Source organism: Aestuariibius violaceus (assembly GCF_040779325.2).
GTDB lineage: Bacteria > Pseudomonadota > Alphaproteobacteria > Rhodobacterales > Rhodobacteraceae > Aestuariibius > Aestuariibius violaceus.
In genome coordinates, this window is record NZ_JBFONT020000002.1 from 67,860 (window position 1) to 94,051 (window position 26,192).

Genomic DNA, 26,192 nt, shown 5'->3' on the forward strand with positions numbered 1-26,192 from the left:
TGATGCGTTCTGCTGCGGTGCAGCGCAACAGTTTGGACAATTCTGCGAATGGCCGGCTTGTTTCCAGCTTAGTCGGTGCGCCGAAGCACACCCTTTCGCGGGTCTCACCGGGCCGGGAGATCCTCGGATCAAGTCCGACGATGACGGGACGGCGCAGGGGCGGCCGGGGAAGGCGGATGGCGTGGGTCGCGTGGCAGCGCTTCTTCAAAGTGGAGGTCCCGGCTCGAGGCCGGAACGGCTGAGGAAGAGTGGTCAGGTGGCGGGATGGGTGACATCACCCATCCTACGGATGATTGCCGACGGGGGGACGCTGTTGTCGATCGGTCTGTTCCGCCGGGCAAACGTGAGCCGGCTGGGCCTATTCATGCAATACGATCAATTGCCGAAGTGCGGACTTTGCGGCCGTTCGTCATAGCGCTTCCAGTGGCCGCTTTTGAGCCGACAACAGCTACTTTGCCGTGCCGGAACGCTTGCCTCGCTCGATCTCGGTCGCAAGAGATTCCATCTTGGAATCCCAATAGCGACGAAGCTGATCAAGCCATCCCTGAACATCCTCGAAGCCTGTTGGATCAATCGAATAGCACCGTCTCGCACCGTCTTTGCGCACCTGTGCAAATCCAGCATCGCGCAAGATACGAAGATGCTGTGAAACTGCTGATTGCGAAATGCCAAATTCAGCTTCGATGACGTTAACGATTTCTCCTGATGCATGCTCCTCCTGGGCTATCAGCTCCAGCGTGCGTCGCCGAACGGTGTCCGACAGAACATCGAAAGCGTGCATCACTCTTCTCCGGTGTAGAAGTCTGCGGTGCGAGCGGCAGTTTCCATCGCGATCTTCATGGGCGTGCCATGCTCGGCATGGGCCTTCCCCCAAGCCTCAGCCCAAGAACGCAACCTGTTCTTGCCGTCTTCTCCCTCTGCCCATACCTGACCCGCCTCAATCACACTTTGGCCGTTCGTTTGCACATGGCCGTCCAGACCCAGCATTGCCATTTCCCAGCCAACAACTGTTGCGCCGGGACCGTATCTTTCCCAATGCGCTTCGCTTTCCTCGTCAGTCGGAAGTTCGTGTTCAAGCGTCAACAGCACGCAGTCCTCCACATCTTGGATCGTCGCAGTGACCCAACTCTTGTTTCCGCCAAACTCCCAAGTGAGGGCCAAAGTATTCGGAGGATCGCAGGAGATGATGTCGCCGTCTGCGTTGTTCTCGATGGAAAACCGCCCACCGAGGTTGAAGTCGCCGGAGACGTTACCGAACCAGCGTTCTATCCGCTGTTTTTCGGTGATTGCAGCCCATAGGTCGGCCTGACTGGTCCGGTAGGTGCGAGAGGCGCGAACCAAGTGCGTGGGGCGGCCTTCGCGCTCACGTTTGCCGACCTCGCGAATGTCAGCACCAAACGCTCTCTCGAAATCTATGATCATACTCCCCAGGCACAAGTATATTAGCCACCACTAATATCATGTTTCCCTAATATGATCAAGTTGGCGCTCACCAGCGCCGACATTCGTGCAGCATGTAGCATCATGCAAAATGGGCTCTCTGCCGACATTTGGGCGCGGATTGAGCGAACGCGGCATTGGCCGTCACGCCTAACATTGGTCCGGATAGGAAAATGGCCCCGCCTTATCGGCAGGGCCATCGAAATTCAGGTGGGCGCGCTTAGCTCGTCGTCGGCACGCAGGTGCGCGTGCTTTCGTCGTAGGCGGAGCCTGCGGCGCAGGACATGGCCTGCTGCTCTTTGGTGTAGTTGCAGCCCTGGGCCATCGCGAGGCCGGGCGCGAGGAACAGGACAGTCGTTGCGAGGAGGGTCTTGGTCATGGAAGGCGTCTCCCTGTCTGGCTGATGGACGAAGGGTAACGCGGGTTGACCTTGGGTCAAACCCTAATCCTGCGACGGAGTGTCGCCGAAGACCCTGTGAAACAAGGTGTCGACGTGCTTGGTGTGGTAGGCGAGGTCGATCTTGTCCTCGATCTCGGCATCGGTCAGCGCCTTGGTGACATCGGGGTCGGCCTTGAGTTCGGCCATGAAATCGGCGCCGTGTTCCCAGACCTTCATCGCGTTGCGCTGGACCATGGCATAGGCGTCCTCGCGGCTGACGCCGTTCTGGGTCAGGGCGAGGAGGATCCGCTGGGAATGGACGAGGCCACGGTGGCGGTTGAGGTTGTCCATCATCGCGTCGGGGTAGACGACGAGCTTGTCGATGACCTGGGTGAGGCGAGCAAGGGCGAAGTCGAGCGTGACGGTCGTGTCGGGGCCGATCATGCGTTCGACGGAGGAATGCGAGATGTCGCGTTCGTGCCAGAGGGCCACGTTCTCCAACGCGGGGGTGACGGCCATACGGACGAGGCGGGCGAGGCCGGTGAGGTTTTCGGTCAGGACCGGATTGCGCTTGTGCGGCATGGCCGAGGAGCCTTTTTGGCCGGGGGAGAAGTATTCCTCGGCCTCGAGCACTTCGGTGCGTTGCAGATGGCGGATCTCGATCGCGATATTCTCGATCGAGGAGGCGACGACGCCCAGGGTCGCGAAGAACATCGCGTGGCGGTCGCGGGGGATGACCTGGGTCGAGATGGGTTCGGGCGTGAGGCCGAGCTTGTCGCAGACATGGGCTTCGACCTGGGGGGCGATATTGGCAAATGTGCCGACGGCGCCGGAGATGGCGCCGGTCGCGATCTCGGCGCGGGCACTTTCGAGGCGGGCCTTTGCGCGGTCCATCTCGGCGTAGAAGCGGGCGAATTTCAGGCCCATCGTCGTGGGCTCGGCGTGGATCCCGTGGGAGCGGCCGATGCAGATATCCATCTTGTGCTCATGGGCGCGGCGTTTGAGCGCCTCGAGCAGCGCGTCCATATCGGCCAGCAGGAGGTCGGCGGCGCGGGTGAGCTGGATGTTGAACGCGGTGTCGAGCACGTCCGATGACGTCATGCCCTGGTGGACGAAGCGCGCCTCATCGCTGCCCACGATTTCGGCAAGGTGGGTGAGGAAGGCGATGACGTCGTGTTTGGTCACACGCTCGATCTCGTCGATGCGGGCGATGTCGAATTCGACGTCCTTGGCTTTCCAGACGGCCTGAGCGTTTTCGTGCGGGATCAGGCCGATCTCGGCCATCGCGTCGCAGGCATGGGCCTCGATCTCGAACCAGATGCGGAACTTGGTCTCGGGCGACCAGATGGCGACCATGTCGGGGCGGGAATAGCGGGGGATCATGGGACCTCACTGGATTCGGGTGGGCGTGCCGGTTAGGGCGGGGTCTTACGGAGCGGAGCGTTTGGGGACAAGCGGATGGCTGAGCTGACGGTCGAGGATCTGCGGCGGGGGCTGCCCGGGCGGTGGCGGCTGGAAAAGCGCGTGGAAGACCGGCTGCTGGGCGCGGATATGGCGTTCGTCGGGGAAGTCGAGTTCTGCGAGGCGGCGGACGGGCTGGTCTATCGCGAGAGCGGGGAGTGGCGGGATGCGCCCTGGGGGCCGCTGGCCGGGGAGCGGGTCTATCGCTGGCGGATGGAGCGCGGGTTCGTCGATGTGCGCTATGCGGACGGGTCGGCTTTTCATGCGTTCGAACCGGCCCTCGCGGCGGAGGCAGAGCATCTTTGCGGGCAGGATCGCTATCGCGGGCTTTACCGGTTCGACCTTCCGGAGGCGTGGTCGCTGACCTGGCATGTGACGGGCCCGCACAAGGATTACAGCGCGGCCGCGCTGCTGTCGCGCCCGGTTTGAGCCTTGCGGCTTCGCGTGGGGCGAGGCAAACAGGGTGAAACAACGGATGGAGGGCCGCTCAATGGCTGTGATGGGACGCGACCGGGTGCTGGTCGAGACGTTTGGCGACGAAGGCGCGGTGCGGATCGCGAAGCAGGTTCTGCTGGTGGCCTTGGGCGTTGCCGCGCTGGCGATCGCGGCGAAGATCAAGGTGCCGATGTGGCCCGTGCCGGCAACGCTGCAGACCTTCGTGGTGCTGTCGATCGGGGCGTCCTACGGGATGCGGCTGGGGCTGGTGACGTTGGTTGCTTACCTGGCCGTGGGGGCGCTTGGCTTCGACGTGTTCACGGGGTCGAGCGCCGAGGTCGGCGGGCTTTCCTACATGCTGGGCGCGACGGGCGGCTATCTTGTCGGCTTTGCGGTGGCGGCCGGCGCGATGGGGGCCTTGGCCCGCGCCGGATGGGACCGGAGCGTCGGACGGATGGCCCTGGCGATGCTGATCGGCAACGCGATCATCTACCTCTTCGGGGTGCCGTGGATGGCGTATCTGTTCCTCGAGGATCGTGGCTTGGCCTGGGTGATGCAGTGGGGAATGACGAACTTCCTCGTCTTCGATGCGCTGAAGCTGGCGCTGGCGGCGCTGCTCTTCCCGGCGCTGTGGAAGCTGGTGGGCGACGCGCGGCGCTAACGCTTAGCATCGCCGTCTTTCGTAGGCCCGGCCCCCGGCCGGGCAGCGCCTGCCTGCCCCCCGGCAGGCGCTTTCAAGGTTTCAGTTGTTTCTGCGGTTCGGCGTTGTGCGGGTGACCCGCAGCTTGCAGCGTTTCGACTGGGCGCCCACCCAGGCAGGCGCTTCCCGGCCTAGTCGCTTAGCTTGGTTTCGATCGCCGAGCTGCGTTCCAGCGTGCGATGGACGGGGCATTTGTCGGCAATCTCCAAGAGCTTTTGTCGCTGCGCCTCGTCCAGATCGCCCTTCACCGTGATCTGACGCGTGAAGCGGTCGGCGCGGGCGTCGCCGTTCTTTATGCAGTCTTCTTCAGCATCCTTGAGATGGGTCTTGTCGTGGCGGATATCGACGCTGACGCCGTCGAGCGGCAGGCCCTTGTGGCGGGCATACATACGGATGGTCATCGCAGTACAGGCGCCGAGGGCGGCCGAGAGCAGATCATAGGGCGTCGGGCCGCGATCGGTGCCGCCGACGCCGGGCGGTTCGTCGGCGAGGAAGCTGTGCGGGCCGCTCTGGACCGTCTGGAGGAAGCCGTCCGCGCTGACCTCGGACACGCGGACGACGCCATCGGGCGGGGCGGACGTATCATCGGTCATCGAGAGGTCCAGATAGCGGGTGGCCCAGGCCGAGATGACATCGGCGGCGTAGTCGGCATCGGCGTGGTCGCTGACGAGGTGGTCGGCCTTGTCGAGGGTGACGAAGCTCTTGGGGTGTTTCGCGGCGAGGAAGATTTCGGAGGCGTTCTCGATCCCCACGGTCTGGTCGACGGGGGAGTGGAGGACGAGGAGGGCGGCCTTGAGGCCCGAGATCGCTGGCGTGAGCTGGCCTTTCGACACGTCTTCGAGGAAGTCGGAGCTGATGCGGAAAGGGCGGCCCGCCAGTTTGACCTCGGCGATGCCCTTTTCGATAATCTCCGGCAACTGGTCGCGGAAGTTGTTCGTCACATGCTCCGGATCGAACGGGGCGCCGATCGTCACCACAGCCTTGATCGACGGGATCTCGGGCGCGGCCTTGAGCACCGCCGCACCGCCAAGCGAGTGGCCGATGATGAGCTGCGGGGCGAGGCCGCGATCGGCGAGCGCCTGAGCCGCGAGGCGAAGGTCGGCGACGTTGGAGGTGAAGTTGGTGTTCTCGAACTCTCCCTTCGAATGGCCGAGCCCGGTGAAGTCGAAGCGCAGGACCGCGATGCCGAGCGCGGCGAGGCGCGCCGAGATGCGGCGGGCCGCGGGGATGTCCTTTGAGCAGGTGAAGCAATGCGCGAAGAGCGCGGTTGCCTTGGGCGGCCCGTCGGGGAGGTCGAGGCGGGCGGCGAGCGTGTCGCCGGAATGGCCGGCGAAGGTGAGCTTTTCGGTGGGCATGGGGTGGGCTCCTCTGCTGGGGCCAAGGTGGCGAGGCGGCGGGGGGGCGGCAAGGGGCCTGACGGGATGGTGAGAGGGCGGTAACATCCACCCCTTGTGGTGCGCGGGGCAGGGGGTAGCCTCGCCGCCATGGAATCGCTTTTCGAGCAGATCGACGGCTATTGCGAGCGGACGGATTTCACCTTTTGGGCGGAGCCGATCAACGCGGTGACGAATGCGGCCTTCATCCTCGCGGCGCTCTGGATGTGGCGCCGGACCGAGGGGGTGGTCTGGGGCCGGGTGCTGAGCGTGATCCTGTTCGCGATCGGGGTCGGCAGCTTTCTGTTCCACACCTATGCCACGGTCTGGGCGGCGATGGCCGACACGATCCCGATCGGGATCTTCATTCTGGTCTATCTGTTCCTCGTTCACTGGCATGTGCTGAACCTCAAGCTGTGGCAGGCGCTGGTCGCGGTCCTGCTGTTCTTTCCCTATGCCTGGGCCGTCGTTTCGGTGGCGAACCAGCTGCCGTTCTTCGCGATCTCGAACTTCTACTGGACGGTGCCGATCCTGCTGTTTCTCTACGGCCCCGCGCTCTGGCGGAGGTATCCGGAAACGGCGCGGGGGTTCGTCATCGGCGGGGCGATCCTGAGCCTGTCGATCACGCTGCGGTCGCTTGATGAGACCCTCTGCGACGTCAAGCCGATCGGCACCCACTACTGGTGGCACATCCTGAACGGTATCATGCTGGGCTGGATGATCGAGGTTTACCGCCGTCACAGGGTTGCGGGGGGCGGGGCGCGGGTCTAGACCCGGCCCGCAGTCGCGAAAGGAGCCACAATGTCCATCGACATCGAGACGGCGCGGAAGGTCGCCAAGCTCGCCCGGATCCGCGTGGAGGAGGACGATCTGCCGGCGCTGGCCGGAGAATTCTCGGCGATCCTCGATTTCATCGAGCAGCTGGAAGAGGTGGATGTGGAGGGGATCGAGCCGATGGTGTCCGTCACGCCGATGCGGCTGAAGCGGCGTGAGGATGTGGTGACGGATGGCGACCGTCAGGGAGCCGTGCTGGCGAATGCGCCCGATGCGCGGGAAGGGTTCTTTGCGGTGCCGAAGGTGGTGGAATGAGCGATCTGACGGATCTGACGATTGCCGCCGCGCGGGACGCGCTGCGGGCGGGCGAGCTGAGCGCGGTGGAGCTGACTGAGGCGTGTCTGGACGCCGTCGAGGCGGCCGAGGCGCTGAACGCCGTGGTCCACAAGACGCCCGAGATCGCGCGGGCGCAGGCGAAGGCGGCCGATGAGCGACTGAAAGGGAGCGATGAGGCCCCCGCTTTGTGCGGGATCCCGCTGGGGATCAAGGATCTGTTCTGCACCAAGGGTGTGCCGAGCCAGGCGGCGTCGGCCATCCTCGACGGGTTCAGGCCGGAATACGAATCGACCGTCACGCGCCAGCTGTTCGAGGCGGGCGCGGTCATGCTGGGCAAGCTGAACATGGACGAGTTCGCCATGGGATCGTCCAACGAGACATCGACCTATGGGGATGTGGTGAACCCCTGGCGGGCCGGGAATTCAGAGGCGGCGCTGACGCCGGGCGGGTCGTCCGGTGGCTCCGCCGCGGCGGTGGCCGCGCGGCTGTGCCTTGGCGCCACGGGGACCGATACCGGCGGGTCGATCCGGCAGCCCGCGGCGTTCGTGGGGATCACCGGGCTGAAGCCGACCTATGGGCGGTGTTCGCGCTGGGGGATCGTGGCGTTCGCGTCGTCCCTCGACCAGGCGGGGCCAATGGCGAAGGACGTGCGGGATTGCGCGATCCTGCTGGGGGCGATGGCGGGGCACGATCCGATGGATTCGACCTCTGCTGATCTGCCGGTGCCGGATTTCGAGGCAGCGCTGACCGGCGATATCCGGGGCAAGGTCATCGGCATCCCGAAAGAGTACCGGATGGACGGGATGCCGGGGGAGATCGAGGATCTCTGGACGAAGGGCCGCGAGATGCTGGCGGATGCAGGGGCGGAGCTCCGCGATATCTCTCTGCCGCATACGAAATACGCGCTGCCTGCCTACTACGTGATCGCGCCCGCCGAGGCGTCTTCGAACCTTGCGCGCTACGACGGGGTGCGGTTCGGGCATCGCGCGAAGCTGAGCCAGGGCGATGGCATCACCGAGATGTACGAGAAGACGCGGGCCGAGGGCTTCGGGGCCGAGGTGAAGCGGCGGGTGATGGTCGGGACCTATGTTCTGTCGGCCGGATTCTACGACGCCTATTACAACCGCGCGCGGAAGGTGCGGGCGCTGATCAAGCGCGACTTCGAGAAGGTGTTTGCCGAGGGCGTCGATGCGATCCTGACACCCGCCACGCCGTCGGCGGCGTTCGAATTGGGATCGGCGTCGGACGATCCGGTGCAGATGTACCTCAACGATGTCTTCACGGTGACGGTGAACCTTGCCGGCCTGCCGGGGATCGCGGTGCCCGTGGGACTTGACCGGCAGGGGCTGCCGCTGGGGCTGCAACTGATCGGGCGGCCTTGGGAGGAGGGCGATCTGCTCAACACGGCTTATTGTCTGGAGCAGGCGGCGGGTTTTGTGGAAAAACCACAGAAGTGGTGGTAGTCTTCGCAAAACGAAGCACCACAAGCAGTATGGGCAGGGTTGACGTGAGACTTCAGATCATTTGTGCGGCGGTGCTGGCGCTGTCGGCATGTGCGCCGGCGGGGCAGCAGGCGACGCGGCAGGGCGTAGGCTTCGGCAGCTACGAGGAATATGAGGCGGCGCGTCTGCAGCGCGAGAGCGAGTTGCGGGGCGGGCCGGTGCGCCCGGCGCAGGTCGTCGTCCCGCCGGAGACGCAGCCTGCGGCAGGTGCGGGGGCGATTTCCAGTAGCGAGTTGGCCGCAGCGGGGATCGGTGCGTCGTCCGGAACCGGCGCGGATCGCGATGCGCTGGGCGACGGGCGGGGGGCGTCGACCGTCGGTGTCGACGTTCAGATCGCGTCGAGTGGGATCTCGGACGAGCAGGACTTCGAAGCGGTGTCGGACCGCGAAACGATCGAAAGCGATGCGCAGCGCCGCCAGCGGCAGGCCGCGGCCTATCGCGTGATCCAGCCGACACCGGTGCCCGAGCGGGCAGCGGCCGGCGGGCCGAACATCGTGGAATTCGCCCTCAGCACCTCCCACCCGAAGGGGCAGCAGATCTATAGCCGGTCGCCTTTCGCCGGTGAGAACCGGCAGGCGCGGGCCTGCGCGGAGTTCTTTGCGCCGGACCAGGCGCAGCAAGCCTTTTTGGCTGCGGGCGGGCCAGAGCGTGACCGGCTGGGTGTCGATCCGGACGGGGACGGCTATGCATGTGGCTGGGATCCGGCGCCGTTCCGGGCGGTGCGCAACTGAGCCGAGAGCTTCTGCCGATCCCTGGTGGATCGCCGAATTTCGGAGAGCGGCGGGATGGCGCCGCGATCTCGCTCATCGTTTTGCACTACACTGCGATGGAGAGCTGTGAAGCGGCCCGCGAGCGGCTTTGCGATCCGGAGGCGGAGGTTTCCGCGCATTACCTGATTTCGGAGGGCGGCGCGTGTACCCAGCTTGTCGCGGACGACGTGCGCGCTTGGCATGCGGGGGCAGGGGCCTGGGGGACGGTTACGGACGTAAATTCGGCCTCGATCGGGATCGAGCTTGCCAATAGGGGCGCGCATCCGTTCGCGGCGCCGCAGATGGACCGGCTGGAGGCGCTGCTTGTCGATCTGCTGACGCGTCACGGTCTGGGTCCGGAGGCGGTGATCGGCCATTCCGACATGGCGCCGGGCCGGAAGTCGGATCCCGGCCCACGTTTCGACTGGCGGCGGCTTGCCTATGCCGGGCTGTCGGTCTGGCCTGGAGACGATCGGCCCGAGGGCGATCCGGAGCGGTTCGCCGAGGATGCCGTGCGGTTCGGCTACTCGCCGAATCTGACCGAAGAACTGCTGCTCGGCGCCGTCAGGCTGCGGTTCCGGCCTTGGGCGCGGGGGCCGCTCGATGCGCGAGACGCGGCGATCATGGCTGATCTGGCGGAGCGCCATCCCGCGGGCGGATTGACGCAGGCGCGGGCGGTGGTTACGTGAAACATTGCACGGATGGTCGGATGATCGCGGGCTTCGCCCGAGGAAAGTCCGGACTCCATGAGGCAGCGGTGCCGGGTAACGCCCGGCCGGGGCAACCCGAGGGATAGCGCCACAGAAAACAGACCGCCCCGGACCTGATCCGGGGTCAGGGTGAAACGGTGGGGTAAGAGCCCACCGCGGGACGGGCAACCGGACCGGCACGGCAAGCCCCACCGGGAGCAATGCCAAATAGGGACCTCGCGCCTTCGGGCAGGGTGGCTTCAGCCCGAGAGGTCCGGGTTGGCAGCTTGAGGGCCGCTGGTAACAGCGGTTCCAGATGAATGATCATCCATCGGAGCAATCCGAGGACAGAATCCGGCTTACAGGCCATCCGTGCGTTCCACCCTCGAAGATGTGCTTTGACTCTTCGAGGGTTCGCCCCCTAATTTAAAGCGTTTGAGTTGTATTGGGTGGCGGCAGATCGCCCAAGGGGGTGTTTCAGTCACCCAGTTGTTGGAAGGGTCTGGTGATGTCCAGTCGGCACAGATCGCAAGCGATTGGAGCGGAGGCCCGCGCCGTCGACGATATCGACGTTGTTGCGCCTGGCTTCACCCTTGCCTTTCTGCGGGCTTGCCCCGATGCGGTGGCGATCCTGAACGTGGAGGGGCGGGTCGGTTTCCTCAACCAGGCCGGGCACCGGACCATGGAGATCGACGCCACCGAGAGCGTCTCGGGCCGGGCGTGGTGGGACCTGTGGCCCGATGCGGACCGAAGCGCGCTGGAAACCGGGTTTCGCCGCGCCGTGTCGGGGGAACTGGTGCGTCTGAAGGCCGGGCGGGCGGCGCGGATGTGGGACATCACCTTGTCACCGATCATCAACCTGGCAGGCGAGACCGAGTCGGTCCTGATGGTGTCGCGCGTGGCCCCCTGAGCCAAGGGTTTCCGGTTGACAGCCTCGGACCCGGCAGTAAAAGGCGGGCTTCACCGAGAGATGACACGCCCGGGACGCAAGCCGCGGACGGGCCGGAAAGCGAGACGACATGGCGAAACCGACGACGATCAAGATCCGTCTGAATTCGACCGCGGGCACGGGCCACTTCTATGTGACGAAGAAGAACGCGCGGACGATGACGGAGAAGATGACGATCCGGAAATATGATCCGGTGGCGCGCAAGCACGTGGAATACAAGGAAGGCAAGATCAAGTAATCTTCGCCTTTCGAGGGACAGAGACCGCGTCGGAGCAATCCGGCGCGGTTTTCATTTGGCAGGTTCTCTTCGACAAATCCCCGCTTTTCACTGAAGTTGCCCCGGGCAAGCTTTGCCTGCGCCGCGCCACGGTCGACCCTCCGTCCTTTCGGGCATGACTTTTGCGGGGGCCGTGATAGGCTCGACCAATGGCCGATACGATCACGATACGCATTGCGGCGCCCAAGGATCTTGCGGCGCTCGATGCGCTTTACCGGCGCAGCTACCCCGCGTTGCTGAAGGCGCATTATCCCCCATCGGTCTACGTCACGGCTGTTCCGCTTCTGGCGCGGGCCCAGCCGCGCTTGATGCGGAGCGGGCAGTTCTTCGTTGCCGAGGATGCAGGCGGCGCCCTTCTGGGCGCAGGCGGCTGGAGCTTCTCGGCCCCGCAGGGGGGCGAGTTGAAACGGACGCGCGGACATGTGCGGCATTTCGCGGTCGACCCGTCCCATGTGCGGCGCGGCATCGCCTCGGCCTTGATGATGGCCGTGAAGGGGCAGGCGGATGCAAGGGGGATCGCGCGGCTGGATTGCCTGAGCACACGGATGGCCGTGCCGTTCTACGAGGCGCAGGGATTTCGTGTACGGGGGGAGATCGACGTGCCGCTGCGGCCGGGGATCAGCTTTCCGGCGGTGTCGATGCGGTCGCAGATCACGTCTTGAACGGATCGTCAGCGGCGTTGCCTGCAAGATCGGTCCATCGGGACCTCTCGCCCCGGTGCAGGATGCGATCGCGATCAGGATAGGTGATGCGCTCTTCGGTCTTTCGCGTGCCGATCACAAGATAGCGGGCAGGCGCGGTGCTCTTGTTCTCAAGGCAATGGGCCTTCGGATCTCCGGCCTTGAAGGTTGCTGCGTCGCCGGCCCGGAGGGGGATCGTTTCATCGTCTTCATGCAGGAGGAGCTCGCCGGAGAGAATGTAAACCATCTCGTCCTCTTCGGCGTGCCAGTGTTTGACGGAGGAGGCGGAACCTGGCGGCAGGATCTCGACGTTTGCGCCGAACTGGGTGAGGCCGCCGGTATCGCTGAAGCGCAGGATCTCGACCGGGCCACAGGGGTCATCGGGGTCGTCGTGGCTTTCCCGCTTGACCATGGCTTCGGTAATCTTGGGCATTCGGTTCTTCTCCAGTCTGGATCGAAAAAGGGCCGCGCAATGCGCGGCCCTTCGGTCAAACGATTTGCCTTACTTACTCTTGGGGCATGAAGATATACATGATCGACCGGAAAATCGCGATGAACGAGATGTAGAGCTGCAGCGCACCGATGATCGCGGCTTTTTCAAGGAACATGTCCGCTTCGGGGCCACCGACGGTGCGGGCCTCGATATAGGTGTTCTTGATCTCCTGTGTGGAGTAGGCCGTCAGCACCGCGAATACGCCGAGGATGGCGATGTTGAAGAGCATGAACATCGCGTCACCCATGCCGCCGAAGAACATCGAGCCGATACCGATCGCCACAAGACCCCAGGCCATCATGATGCCGACCTGACCGATCGGGCCAAGGTTCCGCTTGGTCGTGTAGCCCGTCAGCGTCAGGCCAAGAAAGGCGACCGACGTGAAGAGCAGACCGGTGATGATGTCGGTTGTCGCGAACATCGCGAAGATCATCGCAAGCGACGCACCGGTCAGCGCGGCATAGGCCCAGAAGAGACCGTTGAGCGCCGCGACACTCAGCCGTTCAAAGGCGAAGCTGCTGATCAGCACAAAGGCGAGGGGGCCGAACACGACCACGTAGAAAAGCGGCGTGCCGAAGATCAGGCTCATGAGTGCGGGCGTCGCGCTGACGACATAGCCGATCGCGAAAGATGCGAAGAGCGCCGCGGACATCAGCCCGTAGACCTTGTTCATATGGGCGCGAAGGCCCTGGTCGATTTCCTGTGTGCGGATGCCGGCCGTCGTGGACCGGACGTTCGCGTATTCTGCCATCGGTTCCTCCAAAGGATTTATCGTGGCCCGGCCGGGACGGACGGGAACTCCTGATGGAAGATTGGCGGGATTGCCCCGGATTTCAAGGTGCCTTTGGGACGCAGGCGACGGGAAATCCGGGGATTTTTCAGGAATGACGGCTCAGGGGAAGATCCCAGAAGCCCCGGCGCGTCTCGCGCTGGACATCATGGGCGCTCAGGCCGAGGTCTGCCAGCCGCTCATCGCTGAGGCCGGCGAGGTTGCGGCGTTCGTTGCTGACGCGGATGGCCAGCATCAGCCATTCAACGGCGGAGCCGAGGGTGGGCAGGGCGGTTGTGCGTCTGCCACCCATGGTGTTGCGGCGGACGGCTGGAGTTGCGGCGGTCATCTGTCTATCCTTTCCAAATCGTGATGCTATCGCGGCCTTTAATCGGGATGCTTGATATCTAGGGGTGGACATGTCATTTGAGAAATGAATGTTTGAAAGATGAACCATCAGGATTTGTGATATGCCTCGGAATCTCGATATGACCGCCCTTCGCTCTTTCGTCACCGTCGCAGAAGCCGGCGGTGTCACCCGTGCGGCGGGTATCCTCAACCTCACGCAATCCGCGGTTTCGATGCAGCTCAAGCGGCTGGAAGAGGCATTGGGGCTGTCACTTCTCGACCGCTCGTCGCGGGCCATCGCCCTGACGAGTGCGGGCGAGCAGCTTAAGAGCTACGCCCAACGGATGCTGGTTCTGAATGACGAGATCTGGGGTAAGCTGACGGCGACGGAATACGAAGGTGAGCTGTCGCTCGGCGTACCGCACGACATCATCTACCCGAACGTCCCGAAGATCCTGAAGAAGTTCGCGGCGGAGTTTCCGCGGATGCAGGTCCGGCTCGTTTCTGCGCCGACACGGGCGCTGAAGGCGATGTTCGCCCGTGGCGAGTGCGACATGATCCTGACCACCGAGGATCGGCCGGACGCGGATGGCGAGAGCCTGATCGAGCTGGATCTCGTCTGGATCGGGGCGATGGGCGGCACGGCCTGGCACGAGCGGCCGCTGCCGGTGGCGTTCTGTTCGAACTGCATCTTCCGCCCGGACGTGATCCGCGCGCTCGACAAGGCTGGTATCGACTGGGACATGATCGTGGAGAGCGAGCTCGACAATGCCGTCGAGGCGGCGGTGAGCGCTGATCTCGCGGTTCATGCCGCGGTGCCCGACAACCTGCCGCCCCAAACAGAGCGGATCGACCATGGCGGGGTGCTGCCCGCGCTTGGGACGACGCAGGTCAACCTTTATCATCAGCGCCCTGACGATCCTGTCCACGGCGCGCTGGCCGAGATCGTGCGGAGCGCTTACCGCAACGGCTGAGCCGTCAGGGCGTCACCACGACCTTGCCCGTCGATTTGCGCTGCCGCATCAGGTCGAGCGCTTCGGTCGCCCGGTCGAGCGGCAGGACATGGCTGATATGCGGATCGAGCTTGCCCTCGGCGTACCAGCCCATGAGGTCGCGGACGCTCATCACGAGCGGGCCGGGATTGAAGGTCGTATAGGCGCCCCAGTAGAAGCCGATCACGGTGATGTTCTTGACCAGGATGATATTCGCCGGGATCTGCGGGACATCGCCGCTGGCGAAGCCGATGACGATGATGCGCGCCTCGGGCTTGCAGGCGCGCATGGCCTGCTTGAAGAGGTCGCCGCCGACGGGGTCGTAGATGACATCGGCCCCGCCGAGGGCGCGAACGGCCTCGCGGATATCCTCTTTGCTGCCGTCGATCAGGTGATCGGCGCCGGCGTCCTTGCACGCCTGCAGCTTCTCTGTGCCGTTGGCCACGGCGATGACGGTCGCGCCGAGCTTCTTGCCGACCTCGACCGCAGTGAGACCGACGCCGCCCGCCGCGCCGAGGACCAGAAGCGTTTCGCCCTCTTTCAACCGGGCCCGGTGGGTGAGCGCGAGGTGGCTGGTGCCGTAGGCGACGATGAAGCCCGCGGCCACCTCGGACGGCATTCCGTCCGGGACCGGGATGCAGCGGTCGGCCGGGAATACGCCGTATTCCGCCATCCCGCCCGAGCCGCCGAAGACGGCGATCCGGGTGCCGGGCTTTGGCCCCTTGACCCCTTCTCCGAGTGCCTCGATCCGGCCTGCGACCTCCATCCCGAGGGCAAAGGGCAGTTCGGGCGTGTCCTGATAGGTGCCCTTTGCCATCAGAAGGTCGGCAAAATTCAGCGCACAAGCCTCGATCCGCACGAGCACCTCGCCGGGACCCGGGGAGGGGGTTTCGACCTCTTCGATCCGGGGATCTGCGTCGAAATCAGTAACAATGAGGGCTCGCATCGTGAGATTGGCTCCTTTTTGCAATGCCGGACCTGTCTTTTGGTCAGGTCAGTTGATCGAGGGTGGTGAAAACCGGGAAAATCGCGTAAGGGTTGTATCCGTGGTAAGGGTCTCTTCATTGGATGCCGATACTGTGGTATCCGCGAGCCCGCCCTTTTTTACGGCAGCAGCGCCGCCCCCGCCAGATCGCGGGTTCGATTGTTGGAGATTAGGTCATGAAGCATCCCGTAGACGTCCATGTCGGCAAGCGTATCCGTCACCGGAGATGGACGCTCGGGACGACCCAGCAGCAGCTTGCCGAAGAGGTCGGGATCAAGTTCCAGCAGATCCAGAAGTACGAGACTGGGACCAACCGGGTCAGCGCGTCGCGCCTTTGGGACATTGCGCGGGCGCTCGATGTGCCGGTCGCTTTCTTCTTCGAAGGGCTGGACAGCAGCAGTGAAGAGCCCGCTCAGCTGCCGACCGATATTCTGGCCGACCGCGAGGCGCTGGAGCTTGTGCGGTCCTACTACGCCATCCCCGAGAACCAGCGGCGCCAGCTCTTCGAACTGGCCCGGGTTCTGAGCACCGCCGCCTGATCTGAAGACGGCCAAGGGCGGCCGCATGACGTTCAATATATCGAAGGACGACGCCGACGCGCTGGTCGCCGTGGCCCATCGGCTGGCCGATGCAGCGCGGGTGGAGACGCTACGGTATTTCCGCGGGTCTTCTCTGGATGTGGCGGATAAGGGCGGTGCGGTCTTCGATCCGGTGACGGCAGCGGATCGCGCGGCCGAAGCGGCGATGCGGGCGATCCTCGCGGAGGCCCGGCCGCAGGACGGGATCCTTGGCGAGGAGTTCGGTGCCGTTGAGGGCGAGAGCGGGCTGACCTGGGTGCTGGACCCGATCGACGGCACGCGGGCCTTCATGAGCGGAACACCGACCTGGGGCGTCTTGATCGCCGTGGGCGGGGCGGACGGGCCCTGCTACGGGATCATCGACCAACCCTATACTGGCGAGCGGTTCGAGGGCGGGTTCGGCCGGGCGCGGATGGTGCGCGGCTCGGACGAGTGGGCGCTGGGTGTTCGCGGAACGGTCAATCTGGGCGGGGCGGTGCTGTTCACGACGTTCCCTGAAGTGGGGAGCGAAGCGGAGCGGGCAGCGTTTCAGCGCGTTGCTGCGCAGGTGCGGCTGACGCGATACGGCATGGACTGCTATGCCTATGCGCTGCTCGCGGCAGGGCAGATCGATCTGGTCATCGAGGCGGGGCTGGCGGCCTATGATATTCAGGCGCCGATCTCGGTGATTGAGGCCTCAGGCGGTATCGTCACCGATTGGGCGGGCGGGCCGGTCCATCAGGGCGGACGGGCCATCGCCGCGGCGACGCCCGAGATCCATGCGCAGGCTTTGGCGCTCTTGCAGGACGGGGCTGCGTGACAAAGCTTCTGGTGCGGCGGGCGCAGGTTGTCGTCACGATGGACGATGACGGGGCTGAGCACAGCGTTTGTGACATCCTGATCGAGGACGGATGGATCCGAGAGGTTGGGCCGGATCTGCTTACAGATGGTGCCGAAGTATTGGATGCGGCGGGCTGCGTTGTCACGCCTGGCCTCGTAAACACCCATCATCACCTGTTCCAGACGCTGACGCGGGCGGTGCCCATGGCGCAGGATACGGCGCTCTTCAGCTGGTTGCAGGCGCTCTATCCGATCTGGGCGCGGTTCGGGCCGGAGGAGATGCGGGTATCGGCCGCCGTCGGGTTGGCGGAGCTGGCCTTGTCTGGCTGCACGATGAGTTCGGATCACCTCTATCTCTTCCCGAACGGTGCGCGGCTGGATGATACGATTGACGGAGCCAAGCTGATCGGGCTGCGGTTTCATCCCACACGCGGATCGATGAGTATCGGGGAAAGCGGCGGCGGGCTGCCGCCCGATGGGCTGGTGGAGCGGGAAGAGGCGATCCTCGACGATTGCATCCGGGTGATCGACCGCTACCACGATCCGGCGCCGGGGGCGACGCTGCGGGTGGGGGTCGCGCCCTGCTCGCCGTTTTCGGTGAGCCGGGAGTTGATGCGGGATGCGGCTTTGCTCGCGCGGGACAAGAGCGTGCGGCTCCATACCCATCTGGCCGAAAACGCGGAGGATGTTCTCTATTCCGAAGAGATGTTCGGATGCCGTCCCGGGCAATACGCGGAGGAGCTGGGCTGGACCGGCGCGGATGTCTGGCATGCCCATTGCGTCATGCTGGAAGAGCGGGAGATCCGGCTGTTCGCGCGCAGCAGGACCGGTGTGGCCCATTGTCCCTGTTCGAATTGCCGCTTGGGCTCCGGAATCGCGCCGGTGCGGGCGATGGTCGATGCGGGTGTCCCGGTGGGGCTGGGTGTTGACGGTTCGGCGAGCAATGATCAGGGCAACCTGATCGGTGAAGCGCGGCAGGCGATGCTGCTGCAGCGCGTCACGCGCGGGGCCGAGGCGATGAGCGCACGCGAGGCGCTGAGGTTGGCGACCCGCGGCGGGGCAGCGGTGCTGGGACGCGAGGAGTGCGGGCAGATTGCGCCCGGGTTCTGCGGTGATCTTGCGATCTGGGATGTCAGCGGTGTGGACAGCGCGGGGAGCTGGGATCCGGCGGCCTTGGTTCTGGCCGGGCCGCGCAAGGTGCGCGATCTGATCGTGCACGGTCGGCGGATCGTCGCGGAGGGGCAGTTGGTTTCCGCCGATTTGAGTGACCTCACACAGCAACTCCGCGCTCTCGCCTCAAAATTGTCTGAAAGCCTTTGATACACCAACGCATCTCTCGACCACTCCCGCGAGAACAGGTGCGACATGAAGAATTTGAGACACGTCATCGGTCTGGTGGCAGTTCTAGCGCTGGGTGCGTGTGCAACTGCAGGCGGTAATGCGGGCACGCGCAGTAGCATCGATCATGTAGACGTCACGGTGATCGAGCGAATTCAGCCCGCTTCGACCGGCGGATCTTTCGATCAGCGCTACAAGTCGTTCCGTGCGCAGCAGGGCCTGCCAAGTGTGCAGGCAGACAGCCGCCTGACACGGGCCGCGCGGCGGCATGCAGCGGATATGGCGCGGCGCGGGTTCTTCGGGCACCGCGGTTCGGACGGGACCAAGCCCAGCGATCGGGTCAAGGCGGCTGGGTTCCGGCCGTGCTATACGGCCGAGAATATCGGTCAGGGACCGTTCAACGAGGCGCAGATCTTTGATGCCTGGGTGCGGTCCTACGGGCATCGGGTGAATATGGTGCGCCGGGGCAATACCCGCTACGGCGTCGCCGAGGTTGGCGGCTATTGGGTCATGGTGATGGCGGAGCCCTGCTAGACGGGCTTGCCGGACACCCAGACCGCGCGGATCGCGCGGTCGTCTCCCATCATGATTGTCGGGAAGAGTGCTTCCCAGAGGGTTTCGGCGCGGCTGCTGCGCTGAGCGATCGGAGGCGTCGAGGCGAGGTTGAGGATCGTAAGATCGGCCTCGCTTTTCGGCTCGAGGGTGCCGATCATGTCTTGCATGTGGAGCGTGCGGGCCGCGCCTTCGGTCGCCAGCCAGAGGAGCTGCGCGGGGTGAAGCGACGTGCCGCGCATTTGGGCAATCTCATAGGCTGCCGCCATTGTCCGCAGCATGGAGAAAGACGACCCGCCGCCGGTATCGGTGGCAAGCCCGACCGGGATACCGCGAGCGATGAGACCTGGCAGGTCGAAGAGCCCCGACCCGATAAAGGTGTTCGAGGTGGGGCAGTGGGCGATGGCGGCACCGGTTTCTGCGATGCGGGCGATCTCGCGCTCGGTCAGGTGGATGGCGTGACCGTAGATCGCGCGGGGGCCGAGGAGGCCAGCCTGTTCATAGGTGTCGAGATAGTCTTTGGCGTCGGGGAAGAGGTCTTTCACCCAAGCGACCTCGTCGGTCTGCTCGCTCAGGTGGGTTTGCATGAGGCAGTCGGGATGCTCGGCCCAGAGGGTGCCGAGGGCTTGGAGCTGCTCGAGCGTTGAGGTCGGAGAAAAACGCGGGGTGATCGCGTAGGTCGCGCGGCCTTGGCCGTGCCAGCGGGCGATCAGGGCCTTGCTGTCGTCATAAGCGCTTTGCGCCGTGTCACGCAGGCCGTCGGGCGCGTTGCGGTCCATGCAGGTCTTGCCGGCGATGATGCGCATGTGGCGATCGGCGGCGGCGGAGAAGATCGCCTCGACGCTTTCGGGATGGATCGTACAATAGCTCGTCAGCGACGTGGTGCCGTGGGCGAGAGTGAGGTCGAGTGTGCGTTCCGCGATCTGCTTTGCATAGGCCGGGTCAGAAAAGCGCATCTCTTCTGGGAAGGTGTAGGTGTTCAGCCAGTCGATCAGGCGTTTTCCCCAGCTCGCGATGATGCCGGTCTGGGGGTAGTGCATGTGAGTGTCGATGAAACCGGGCAGGATCAGCGCGTCGCCGTAGTCGATGATCTCTGCTTCCGGATGGGCCGTCCGGAGTGCATCGGCCTCGCCGGTGTCCACGATCAGGCCACCGTCGATAAGCACGCCGCCGCGGCTGCTGTGGCGAGTGGCCTCGTCGGGCCAAGCGTTAAAGGGATTGGCCGTAAAGGCGAGCGTCTGGCCGAGGAGGAGCGTTCTGGTCATCGCGCCCACCCTAGGGGCGGGGGCAGCGGAGGTAAATCATCCGGCTTGCCGCTGGGAAACGCGGCCTTATGGTGCGCCTCGCGCGAGCATGGAGGCCCGGCATGGCGGATGAGACGGTCGAGATAGAGCTGCCGGATGAAGACAGTTACGCGCTGGCCGCCAAGAAGGTTCAGTCGATCCTGATCGCAGTCGAAGAGGGTAACAGCGCGGGCCTGAAGGAGCTGCTGGAGCCGCTGCACCCTGCGGATATTGCCGACCTTCTGGAACAGATCGACGAGCGTCAGCGGAACGACCTGATCGCAGTGGCCGGAGACGGTATCGCCGGCGAGGTCCTGTCGGAGCTTGAGGAGAGCCTGCGGGAGGATGTGATCGGCCAGCTCACGCCCGAGGCGCTGGCCTCGGCCGTACAGGAGCTAAGAAGTGACGACGTCGTCGACCTGGTCGAAGACCTGGAGGAAGAGCAGCAAGAAGCAGTCCTTGATGCACTTGAGCCTCTTGATCGGCACGCGGTCGAGCAGGCGCTGACCTGGCCGGAGGAAAGCGCCGGGCGGCTCATGCAGGTCGAGACGGTGCGCGCTCCGGAACACTGGACGGTGGGCGAGACCATCGACTATCTGCGCGGAGAAGAGGATCTGCCTGATCAGTTCTATCATGTGATCCTTGTGGATCCGCGGATGAAGCCTGTCGGTTACGTCACTCTTGGGCGGCTTCTCGGGTCGCGGCGCGAGGTGCCGCTGAAGGACATCACCGAAGACAGTTTTCGGATCATTCCCGCGCTGCAGGACGAGGGCGAGGTCGCTTATGCGTTCAACCAGTATCATCTGATCTCGGCCCCCGTGGTGGATGAAGAGGGGCGGCTCGTCGGGACGATCACGATCGACGACGCGATGGCGGTGCTCGACGAAGAGCATGAGGAAGACATCCTGCGCCTTGCCGGGGTGGGCGAAGGGTCGCTGAGCGACCGGGTTTTCAACACGACCAAGCAGAGGCTGCCGTGGTTGGCGGTGAATCTCGCGACCTCGATCCTGGCCAGCCTTGTGATCGCGCTGTTCGAAGATGCGTTGCAGCAGATCGTGGCGCTGGCGGTGCTGATGCCGATCGTCGCCTCGATGGGGGGCAATGCGGGCACGCAATCCTTGACGGTCGCGGTGCGGGCGATTGCGACGAAGGATTTGACCGGTTCGAATGTCTGGCGGGTGATCCGCAAGGAGATGATCGTCGGCCTGATCAACGGCGTGTTCTTTGCCGTGACGATGGGTGTGATCGGGGTGATATGGTTCGGGACGCCGATCCTGGGTGTGGTGATCGCTCTGGCGATGGTCATCAATCTGGTCGTGGCGGGGCTCGCCGGGACGGTGATCCCGGTGGTGCTGGAGAAGCTGGGCATCGACCCTGCGTTGGCCTCGGGTGCGTTCGTGACGACGGTGACCGATGTGGTTGGCTTCTTCGCTTTCCTGGGGCTCGCTGTGGTTCTGATGCTTTGATGGACAAGGCGGTGCTGAGGAAAGAGGCCCTTGCCCGGCGGGCAGAGGCGCATGCGGCGGCGGGACCGGCTGCATCGGGGCGCCTGTCTGAGGTGCTGGCGGGGCATCGGGGCGTGCCGCTGGCAGGGTATTTGCCGGTCCGCAGCGAGATCGATCCCTTGCCTGTGATGGCCGAAGCCTCTGCCTGGGGGGCGGTCGGCGTCCCGGTTGTGGTTGAGACGGCGCATCCGTTGACGTTTTGGCACTGGACGCTGGAGACGCCTCTTGTGCAGGGGGCGTATGGTATCCCGCAGCCTGAGGCAGACGCGCCGATGGTCCCGGAGATCCTGATCGTGCCGCTTGTCGCGTTCGATCAGACCGGGCGGCGGCTGGGTTATGGGGGCGGGTTCTACGACAGGACACTGGCGGCGTTGCGGGGGCATCGGGCGATTCTGGCCATCGGATTTGCGTATGGTGCACAGGAGCTGCCGGAGTTGCCGGAAGAGCCGACCGATGCGCGGCTGGATCTTATCGTGACCGATCGTGAGGTCATCGAGCCGTCGCGGTGAGAGCCTTGCCCTCTTGCGTGGGCCGTCGAACGGGCCTAGCAGCGGACGATGCGTATTCTGTTTCTTGGCGATGTGATGGGCCGCGGCGGGCGGGCTGCGGTGGTGGAACGTCTGCCGGGGCTACGGGAGCGGCTGAAGCTCGATTTTGTTGTCGTCAATGCCGAGAACGCGACAAGTGGTGCGGGGCTGAATGCGGATCACGCGAAGGCGCTGCTGGAGGCGGGCGCGGATTGCCTGACCCTGGGCGATCACGCTTTCGATCAGCGTGAGATGTTGAGCTTCATCGAAGGCGAGCCGCGGATCATCCGGCCGTTGAATTATGCCAAATCGGCGCCGGGACGTGGGGCGCGGCTTTACGAGGTGAAAGGCCGTAAGATCCTCGTGGCGCAGGTGCTTGGGCAAGTCTTCATGAAGCGGGCGTTTGACGATCCGTTCTCGGCCGTCGACGCAACATTGCGCGCGCATCCTCTGGGTGGGCAAGCGCAGGCGGTGCTGCTGGATGTCCATTGCGAGGCCACGTCCGAGAAGATGGCGATGGGTCATTTCTGCGACGGGCGGGCGAGTGTCGTCGTCGGCACCCATACCCATGTGCCGACGGCTGATGCGATGATCCTGCCGGGCGGGACGGCTTATCAGACTGATGCCGGGATGTGCGGCGACTATCATTCGGTGATCGGTATGGATCCGGCAGAGCCGATGCGGCGTTTCGTGACAGGTATGGGCAAGGGGCGGTTCACGCCTGCGCTGGGCGAGGCGACGTTGTCGGGCCTTTTCGTTGCGACTGACGATCGGACCGGCAAGGCCGTAGAGGTTGCGATGGTGCGCGACGGTGGGCGGCTGGCAGCGGCGGGTCCGTAATGATCACTGGACCTTTCAGGCGCTAGGGCGCAAATCTGTGCGCCAGCGCTGGCGGTAACCGGCGCATCGAGTGGCGGGAGTGAATTTGACCGGGATCTTCGAGTTCACCGAGATGCAGGCTGCGTTTTTGTCGCTAGGCGTCGTGGCGGTGATGTTCATCCTTTTTTTACGGGAGACGTTCCCGACGGAAGTGACCGCGCTGGCGGGCGTTTCGTTGCTGCTGATCCTCGGCATCCTGCCATACGAGGCAGCGCTCGACGTCATGTCGAACCCGGCCCCTTGGACGATCGCGGCGATGTTCATCATCATGGGGGCGCTGGTCCGGACGGGGGCACTGCACTCGCTTACGACGCTGTCGGACAGGTTTGGGAAGACGCATCCGGCTCTTGCTGTCGCGGGGTTGCTGGCGTTCGTCGTGCTCGCCTCGGCCATCATGAACAACACACCGGTCGTCGTCGTGATGATCCCGGTTTTTGTGCAATTGGCGCGGACGCTTGGCCGGTCGGCTTCGAAACTGCTGATCCCTCTGAGCTACGCCGCGATCATGGGGGGCACGCTGACGCTGCTGGGCACGTCGACCAATCTGCTGGTCGATGGTGTGGCACGGTCGCGCGGGCTGGAGCCGTTTACCATCTTCGAGATTACGCCGCTTGGGATAATCGTGGTGCTTTGGGGGATGCTCTACCTGCGGTTCGTGGCGCCCTTACTGCTGCCAGACCGAAGCAGCATGGCGACGATGCTGTCCGATCGATCCAAAATGCGGTTCTTCACGGAGGTTGTAATCCCGCCGGAAAGCAACCTGATCGGGCGGGAGGTTACAGGGGTTCAGCTGTTCAAGCGCGAGGGCGTGCGTTTGATCGATGTGGTGCGCGGGGATGCGTCATTGCGGCGGAACCTTGAAGGAGTCGAGCTGCGGGTTGGTGACCGGATCGTGCTGCGCACGCAGATGACCGAGCTTTTGTCGCTGCAGCGGAACAAGGAGCTCAAGCGCGTTGATCAGCTGTCTTCGGTCGAGACCTCGACTGTTGAAGTGCTGATCACCCCGGGCTGCCGGATGGTCGGGCGCCGGCTGGGTGAGATGCGGCTGCGGCGCCGGTATGGGGTCTATACGCTCGCCGTACATCGGCGGAACCAGAATATTGGGCGGCAGCTGGATGAGCTGACCGTGCGGGTCGGCGATACGTTGCTGTTGGAGGGGGCGCCGGAGGATATTCAGCGGCTCGCGGCGGATATGGATCTGGTCGATGTGACCCAACCGTCTGAGCGGGCGTTTCGTCGGTCGCACGCACCGATCGCGGTTGGAGCGCTGCTGGGGATCGTGGTGCTGGCGGCGTTGGGCGTTGCCCCGATTCTGCTGCTGGCCATCCTTGCAGTGGCGCTTGTTTTGGTGACCCGATGCATCGATGCGGAGGAGGCGTTCGGCTATATCGACGGGCAGCTGCTGGCGCTGATCTTCGCGATGCTCGCGGTGGGGGCGGCGCTTGATGCGTCGGGGGGCGTCACGTTGATTGCAGAGACCTTGGCACCGCTCATCACCGGGCTGCCGCCTTTCGCGATTATCCTAACGGTCTATCTGCTGTCGAACATCCTGACGGAAGTTGTGTCGAACAATGCGGTCGCTGTTGTGATGACGCCGATCGCCATCGGGCTGGCTGCCGTTATCGGGGTAGATCCCCGGCCCTTGCTGGTGGCGGTCATGTTCGCCTCATCAGCGAGCTTTGCGACGCCGATTGGATACCAGACCAACACGATGGTCTACGGACCGGGCGGCTATCGCTTCATCGACTTTGTGAAGGTCGGATTGCCGCTGAACCTGAGCCTTGCCATCATCGTGTCGCTCGTGGTGCCGTTCATCTGGCCGCTTTGAGGGGCAGGGATTGCCCTTGGCCAAGGGGCTGGCCTATAGACGGGTCTTGTTCACGACAGTCAAAGAGAGAGACCCATGGCCGGCCATTCCAAATGGGCGAATATCCAGCACCGCAAGGGCCGTCAGGATGCGGCGCGGTCGAAGCTGTTCTCCAAACTCGCCAAGGAGATCACCGTCGCGGCCAAGATGGGCGATCCAGATCCTGACAAGAACCCGCGGTTGCGGCTGGCCGTGAAGGAAGCCAAGTCGCAATCGGTCCCGAAGGATGTGATCGAGCGGGCTATCAAGAAATCTCAGGGCGGGGATTCCGAGAACTACGAAGAGATCCGGTATGAGGGTTACGGCCCCGGTGGGGTTGCGGTGATCGTGGAGGCGATGACGGATAATCGGAACCGGACAGCGTCGACCGTGCGGTCGACCTTCGGCAAGAACGGCGGGAATCTCGGCGAGACGGGATCGGTCGGATTCATGTTCGAGCGGAAAGGGCAGGTCGTCTATCCGGCGGATGCGGGCGATGCGGATACCGTGATGATGGCCGCCATCGAAGCGGGGGCCGAAGATGTCGAAAGCTCTGAGGAGGGGCACATCATCTGGTGCGCCGATACGGATCTGAACGACGTTTCGAACGCCCTGGAGGCGGAGTTGGGCGAGAGCGAGACGACCAAGCTCGTCTGGCAGCCCACCACGACGACCGAGCTGGATCTTGACGGGATGCAAAAGCTGATGAAGCTGGTCGAGGCGCTGGAAGACGATGACGATATCCAGAACGTGACGACCAACTTTGAAGCGTCCGACGAGGTGCTGGCCCAGCTTTGATCGGGCGGAACTGCGGCTGATCCGGGCGCGTTGCGTCCCCATGACGGATATCACCGCCAATGCTGGGCAAGGCAAAGAAGGTCAGGCCGACGCGCCCGTGACGGCGCAGGAGCGTCCTGACCTTCTGATCGGACTTGGACTTATCGCCATCGGCGGCTGTCTGATCTTCACGCTCAGCATCCTCATCGCCGATTTCGTCGTGCCGCATCACGATTGGGTGGCGGATACGATCAGCGACCTTGGCGCGGGTGAACTGGAGTGGATCGTCGATATCGGGATCTATTCCTTCTCTGCAGCCCTTTTGGCCTGCGCGACCGGTGCGGCGCATGTTCATCTGGGGCGGCATGGATGGACCTTTGGGATCTATGGGCTGATCGTCACCGCCTTGGTCGTCTTCCTGATCGGCGCCCGCAATGAATATGGCGACCAAGATCAGGACGGGGCGGTGATCCACATCTACCTGGTCTACGCGCTTGGAGGTCTCTTTGCGGCGATCCCCTGGGCGATGTCGGCAGGCGCGCGACGTGCTGGCGAGGGATATGGGCGGGCCTGCCTCTGGGCATCGTGGCTTTGGATCGTGTCCGCTCCGGTCTTCTTCATGCTGCCGACATCCATCGACGGCATTTACGAAAGGTATCTTGGACTTCTCACCTTTGTCTATGTCTGCGCGCTCGGCCTGCTTTTCATCCGGCGGGGTCTGGCGAAGCGCGGCTAGGCTTGCGGTCACCGCCCCTCT

Annotated in this window: 31 protein-coding genes and 1 other RNA gene; 22 read left to right on the forward strand and 10 right to left on the reverse strand. The window is 64.2% G+C overall.

Annotation, left to right across the window (positions count from 1 at the left end):
• Positions 1 to 448 precede the first annotated feature (448 nt).
• From AADZ90_RS07450 to purB, 4 genes are all read right to left on the reverse strand, one after another.
• The gene (locus AADZ90_RS07450) at positions 449 to 781 is read right to left on the reverse strand and encodes an ArsR/SmtB family transcription factor (RefSeq protein WP_367311852.1); all 333 of its coding nucleotides are present in this window, start codon (positions 779 to 781) and stop codon (positions 449 to 451) included.
• Positions 781 to 1,422, reverse strand: a complete 642-nt coding sequence (locus AADZ90_RS07455; RefSeq protein ID WP_367311851.1) for an SRPBCC domain-containing protein — start codon at positions 1,420 to 1,422, stop codon at positions 781 to 783. Before AADZ90_RS07455 ends, AADZ90_RS07450 begins: the two co-directional genes overlap by 1 nt.
• 238 nt (positions 1,423 to 1,660) lie before the next feature.
• Positions 1,661 to 1,819: a hypothetical protein gene (locus AADZ90_RS07460; protein WP_367311850.1), complete on the reverse strand. Its 159-nt coding sequence runs from the start codon at positions 1,817 to 1,819 to the stop codon at positions 1,661 to 1,663.
• A 63-nt stretch (positions 1,820 to 1,882) separates the two neighbouring features.
• A complete protein-coding gene (purB, locus tag AADZ90_RS07465) occupies positions 1,883 to 3,202 on the reverse strand; it encodes an adenylosuccinate lyase (protein ID WP_367311849.1) in 1,320 nt (439 codons plus the stop codon).
• 75 nt (positions 3,203 to 3,277) lie between these two features.
• Here purB and AADZ90_RS07470 point away from each other — a divergent pair, with 75 nt between their 5' ends.
• Together AADZ90_RS07470 and AADZ90_RS07475 are read left to right on the forward strand one after the other, a co-directional pair.
• Positions 3,278 to 3,709: a DUF6314 family protein gene (locus AADZ90_RS07470; RefSeq protein ID WP_367311848.1), complete on the forward strand. Its 432-nt coding sequence runs from the start codon at positions 3,278 to 3,280 to the stop codon at positions 3,707 to 3,709.
• 61 nt (positions 3,710 to 3,770) lie between these two features.
• Complete coding sequence (locus tag AADZ90_RS07475; protein ID WP_367311847.1) at positions 3,771 to 4,376, forward strand: biotin transporter BioY; 606 nt, start codon at positions 3,771 to 3,773, stop codon at positions 4,374 to 4,376.
• Between the two features lie 170 nt (positions 4,377 to 4,546).
• On the opposite strand, the gene AADZ90_RS07480 is transcribed toward AADZ90_RS07475, so the two are convergent.
• Entirely contained in the window at positions 4,547 to 5,770 is a 1,224-nt protein-coding gene (locus AADZ90_RS07480) for a bifunctional alpha/beta hydrolase/OsmC family protein (RefSeq protein WP_367311846.1), read from the reverse strand.
• Positions 5,771 to 5,899: 129 nt separating this feature from the next.
• On the opposite strand from AADZ90_RS07480, the gene AADZ90_RS07485 reads away from it, so the two are divergent.
• The 9 genes from AADZ90_RS07485 (at position 5,900) to AADZ90_RS07525 (ending at position 11,726) form a co-directional block, all read left to right on the forward strand.
• Positions 5,900 to 6,559 (forward strand): ceramidase domain-containing protein, encoded by a 660-nt coding sequence (locus AADZ90_RS07485; RefSeq protein ID WP_367311845.1) that lies wholly within the window; start codon positions 5,900 to 5,902, stop codon positions 6,557 to 6,559.
• Between the two features lie 30 nt (positions 6,560 to 6,589).
• Positions 6,590 to 6,877 (forward strand): Asp-tRNA(Asn)/Glu-tRNA(Gln) amidotransferase subunit GatC, encoded by a 288-nt coding sequence (gene gatC / locus AADZ90_RS07490; protein WP_367311844.1) that lies wholly within the window; start codon positions 6,590 to 6,592, stop codon positions 6,875 to 6,877.
• Complete coding sequence (gene gatA, locus AADZ90_RS07495) at positions 6,874 to 8,361, forward strand: Asp-tRNA(Asn)/Glu-tRNA(Gln) amidotransferase subunit GatA (RefSeq protein WP_367311843.1); 1,488 nt, start codon at positions 6,874 to 6,876, stop codon at positions 8,359 to 8,361. Before gatC ends, gatA begins: the two co-directional genes overlap by 4 nt.
• A 44-nt stretch (positions 8,362 to 8,405) precedes the next feature.
• Positions 8,406 to 9,131, forward strand: coding sequence for a hypothetical protein (locus tag AADZ90_RS07500; protein ID WP_367311842.1), 726 nt, complete (start codon positions 8,406 to 8,408; stop codon positions 9,129 to 9,131).
• Positions 9,095 to 9,838, forward strand: coding sequence for an N-acetylmuramoyl-L-alanine amidase (locus tag AADZ90_RS07505; protein WP_411997020.1), 744 nt, complete (start codon positions 9,095 to 9,097; stop codon positions 9,836 to 9,838). Before AADZ90_RS07500 ends, AADZ90_RS07505 begins: the two co-directional genes overlap by 37 nt.
• 8 nt (positions 9,839 to 9,846) lie before the next feature.
• Positions 9,847 to 10,216, forward strand: an RNA gene (gene rnpB, locus AADZ90_RS07510) — RNase P RNA component class A.
• A 130-nt stretch (positions 10,217 to 10,346) separates the two neighbouring features.
• Complete coding sequence (locus AADZ90_RS07515; RefSeq protein WP_367311840.1) at positions 10,347 to 10,748, forward strand: PAS domain-containing protein; 402 nt, start codon at positions 10,347 to 10,349, stop codon at positions 10,746 to 10,748.
• Positions 10,749 to 10,857: 109 nt separating this feature from the next.
• A complete protein-coding gene (gene rpmG, locus AADZ90_RS07520; RefSeq protein WP_010441901.1) occupies positions 10,858 to 11,025 on the forward strand; it encodes a 50S ribosomal protein L33 in 168 nt (55 codons plus the stop codon).
• A 188-nt stretch (positions 11,026 to 11,213) separates the two neighbouring features.
• Positions 11,214 to 11,726: a GNAT family N-acetyltransferase gene (locus AADZ90_RS07525; protein ID WP_367311839.1), complete on the forward strand. Its 513-nt coding sequence runs from the start codon at positions 11,214 to 11,216 to the stop codon at positions 11,724 to 11,726.
• Here the strand turns inward: AADZ90_RS07525 and AADZ90_RS07530 are convergent.
• From AADZ90_RS07530 to AADZ90_RS07540, 3 genes are all read right to left on the reverse strand, one after another.
• On the reverse strand, positions 11,716 to 12,177 hold the full coding sequence (locus AADZ90_RS07530) for a cupin domain-containing protein (RefSeq protein WP_367311838.1): 462 nt from the start codon (positions 12,175 to 12,177) through the stop codon (positions 11,716 to 11,718). The two genes, AADZ90_RS07525 and AADZ90_RS07530, sit on opposite strands and share 11 nt — an antisense overlap.
• A 73-nt stretch (positions 12,178 to 12,250) precedes the next feature.
• The gene (locus AADZ90_RS07535; RefSeq protein WP_367311837.1) at positions 12,251 to 12,988 is read right to left on the reverse strand and encodes a Bax inhibitor-1/YccA family protein; all 738 of its coding nucleotides are present in this window, start codon (positions 12,986 to 12,988) and stop codon (positions 12,251 to 12,253) included.
• 127 nt (positions 12,989 to 13,115) lie between these two features.
• Entirely contained in the window at positions 13,116 to 13,355 is a 240-nt protein-coding gene (locus AADZ90_RS07540) for a DUF1127 domain-containing protein (protein WP_367311836.1), read from the reverse strand.
• Between the two features lie 121 nt (positions 13,356 to 13,476).
• Here AADZ90_RS07540 and AADZ90_RS07545 point away from each other — a divergent pair, with 121 nt between their 5' ends.
• Positions 13,477 to 14,328 carry a LysR family transcriptional regulator gene (locus AADZ90_RS07545; protein WP_367311835.1) on the forward strand — a complete coding sequence of 284 codons (852 nt, stop codon included), beginning with the start codon at positions 13,477 to 13,479 and terminating at the stop codon, positions 14,326 to 14,328.
• A gap of 4 nt (positions 14,329 to 14,332) precedes the next feature.
• Here the strand turns inward: AADZ90_RS07545 and AADZ90_RS07550 are convergent, their stop codons facing one another.
• Positions 14,333 to 15,292 carry an NADPH:quinone oxidoreductase family protein gene (locus AADZ90_RS07550; RefSeq protein ID WP_367311834.1) on the reverse strand — a complete coding sequence of 320 codons (960 nt, stop codon included), beginning with the start codon at positions 15,290 to 15,292 and terminating at the stop codon, positions 14,333 to 14,335.
• A gap of 215 nt (positions 15,293 to 15,507) precedes the next feature.
• On the opposite strand from AADZ90_RS07550, the gene AADZ90_RS07555 reads away from it, so the two are divergent.
• The 4 genes from AADZ90_RS07555 to AADZ90_RS07570 are packed head-to-tail and all read left to right on the forward strand — an operon-like array spanning position 15,508 to position 18,600.
• Complete coding sequence (locus AADZ90_RS07555) at positions 15,508 to 15,870, forward strand: helix-turn-helix domain-containing protein (protein WP_367311833.1); 363 nt, start codon at positions 15,508 to 15,510, stop codon at positions 15,868 to 15,870.
• A 25-nt stretch (positions 15,871 to 15,895) separates the two neighbouring features.
• Entirely contained in the window at positions 15,896 to 16,708 is an 813-nt protein-coding gene (locus AADZ90_RS07560) for an inositol monophosphatase family protein (RefSeq protein WP_367311832.1), read from the forward strand.
• On the forward strand, positions 16,705 to 18,048 hold the full coding sequence (locus tag AADZ90_RS07565) for an 8-oxoguanine deaminase (protein ID WP_367311831.1): 1,344 nt from the start codon (positions 16,705 to 16,707) through the stop codon (positions 18,046 to 18,048). Before AADZ90_RS07560 ends, AADZ90_RS07565 begins: the two co-directional genes overlap by 4 nt.
• Positions 18,049 to 18,093: 45 nt before the next feature.
• On the forward strand, positions 18,094 to 18,600 hold the full coding sequence (locus tag AADZ90_RS07570; RefSeq protein WP_367311830.1) for a CAP domain-containing protein: 507 nt from the start codon (positions 18,094 to 18,096) through the stop codon (positions 18,598 to 18,600).
• On the opposite strand, the gene guaD is transcribed toward AADZ90_RS07570, so the two are convergent.
• Positions 18,597 to 19,883, reverse strand: a complete 1,287-nt coding sequence (gene guaD / locus AADZ90_RS07575; RefSeq protein WP_367311829.1) for a guanine deaminase — start codon at positions 19,881 to 19,883, stop codon at positions 18,597 to 18,599. The two genes, AADZ90_RS07570 and guaD, sit on opposite strands and share 4 nt — an antisense overlap.
• A 101-nt stretch (positions 19,884 to 19,984) precedes the next feature.
• Here guaD and mgtE point away from each other — a divergent pair, with 101 nt between their 5' ends.
• From mgtE to AADZ90_RS07605, 6 genes are all read left to right on the forward strand, one after another.
• Complete coding sequence (mgtE, locus tag AADZ90_RS07580; protein ID WP_367311828.1) at positions 19,985 to 21,367, forward strand: magnesium transporter; 1,383 nt, start codon at positions 19,985 to 19,987, stop codon at positions 21,365 to 21,367.
• The gene (locus AADZ90_RS07585; protein ID WP_367311827.1) at positions 21,367 to 21,915 is read left to right on the forward strand and encodes a 5-formyltetrahydrofolate cyclo-ligase; all 549 of its coding nucleotides are present in this window, start codon (positions 21,367 to 21,369) and stop codon (positions 21,913 to 21,915) included. The genes mgtE and AADZ90_RS07585 overlap by 1 nt, the downstream gene beginning before the upstream one ends.
• A 48-nt stretch (positions 21,916 to 21,963) precedes the next feature.
• Positions 21,964 to 22,773, forward strand: coding sequence for a TIGR00282 family metallophosphoesterase (locus AADZ90_RS07590; RefSeq protein WP_367311826.1), 810 nt, complete (start codon positions 21,964 to 21,966; stop codon positions 22,771 to 22,773).
• Positions 22,774 to 22,885: 112 nt separating this feature from the next.
• Entirely contained in the window at positions 22,886 to 24,640 is a 1,755-nt protein-coding gene (locus tag AADZ90_RS07595; protein WP_367311922.1) for an SLC13 family permease, read from the forward strand.
• A 75-nt stretch (positions 24,641 to 24,715) separates the two neighbouring features.
• The gene (locus tag AADZ90_RS07600; RefSeq protein WP_367311825.1) at positions 24,716 to 25,456 is read left to right on the forward strand and encodes a YebC/PmpR family DNA-binding transcriptional regulator; all 741 of its coding nucleotides are present in this window, start codon (positions 24,716 to 24,718) and stop codon (positions 25,454 to 25,456) included.
• A gap of 40 nt (positions 25,457 to 25,496) precedes the next feature.
• On the forward strand, positions 25,497 to 26,171 hold the full coding sequence (locus AADZ90_RS07605) for a DUF998 domain-containing protein (protein ID WP_367311824.1): 675 nt from the start codon (positions 25,497 to 25,499) through the stop codon (positions 26,169 to 26,171).
• The last annotated feature ends 21 nt before the right edge of the window (positions 26,172 to 26,192 follow it).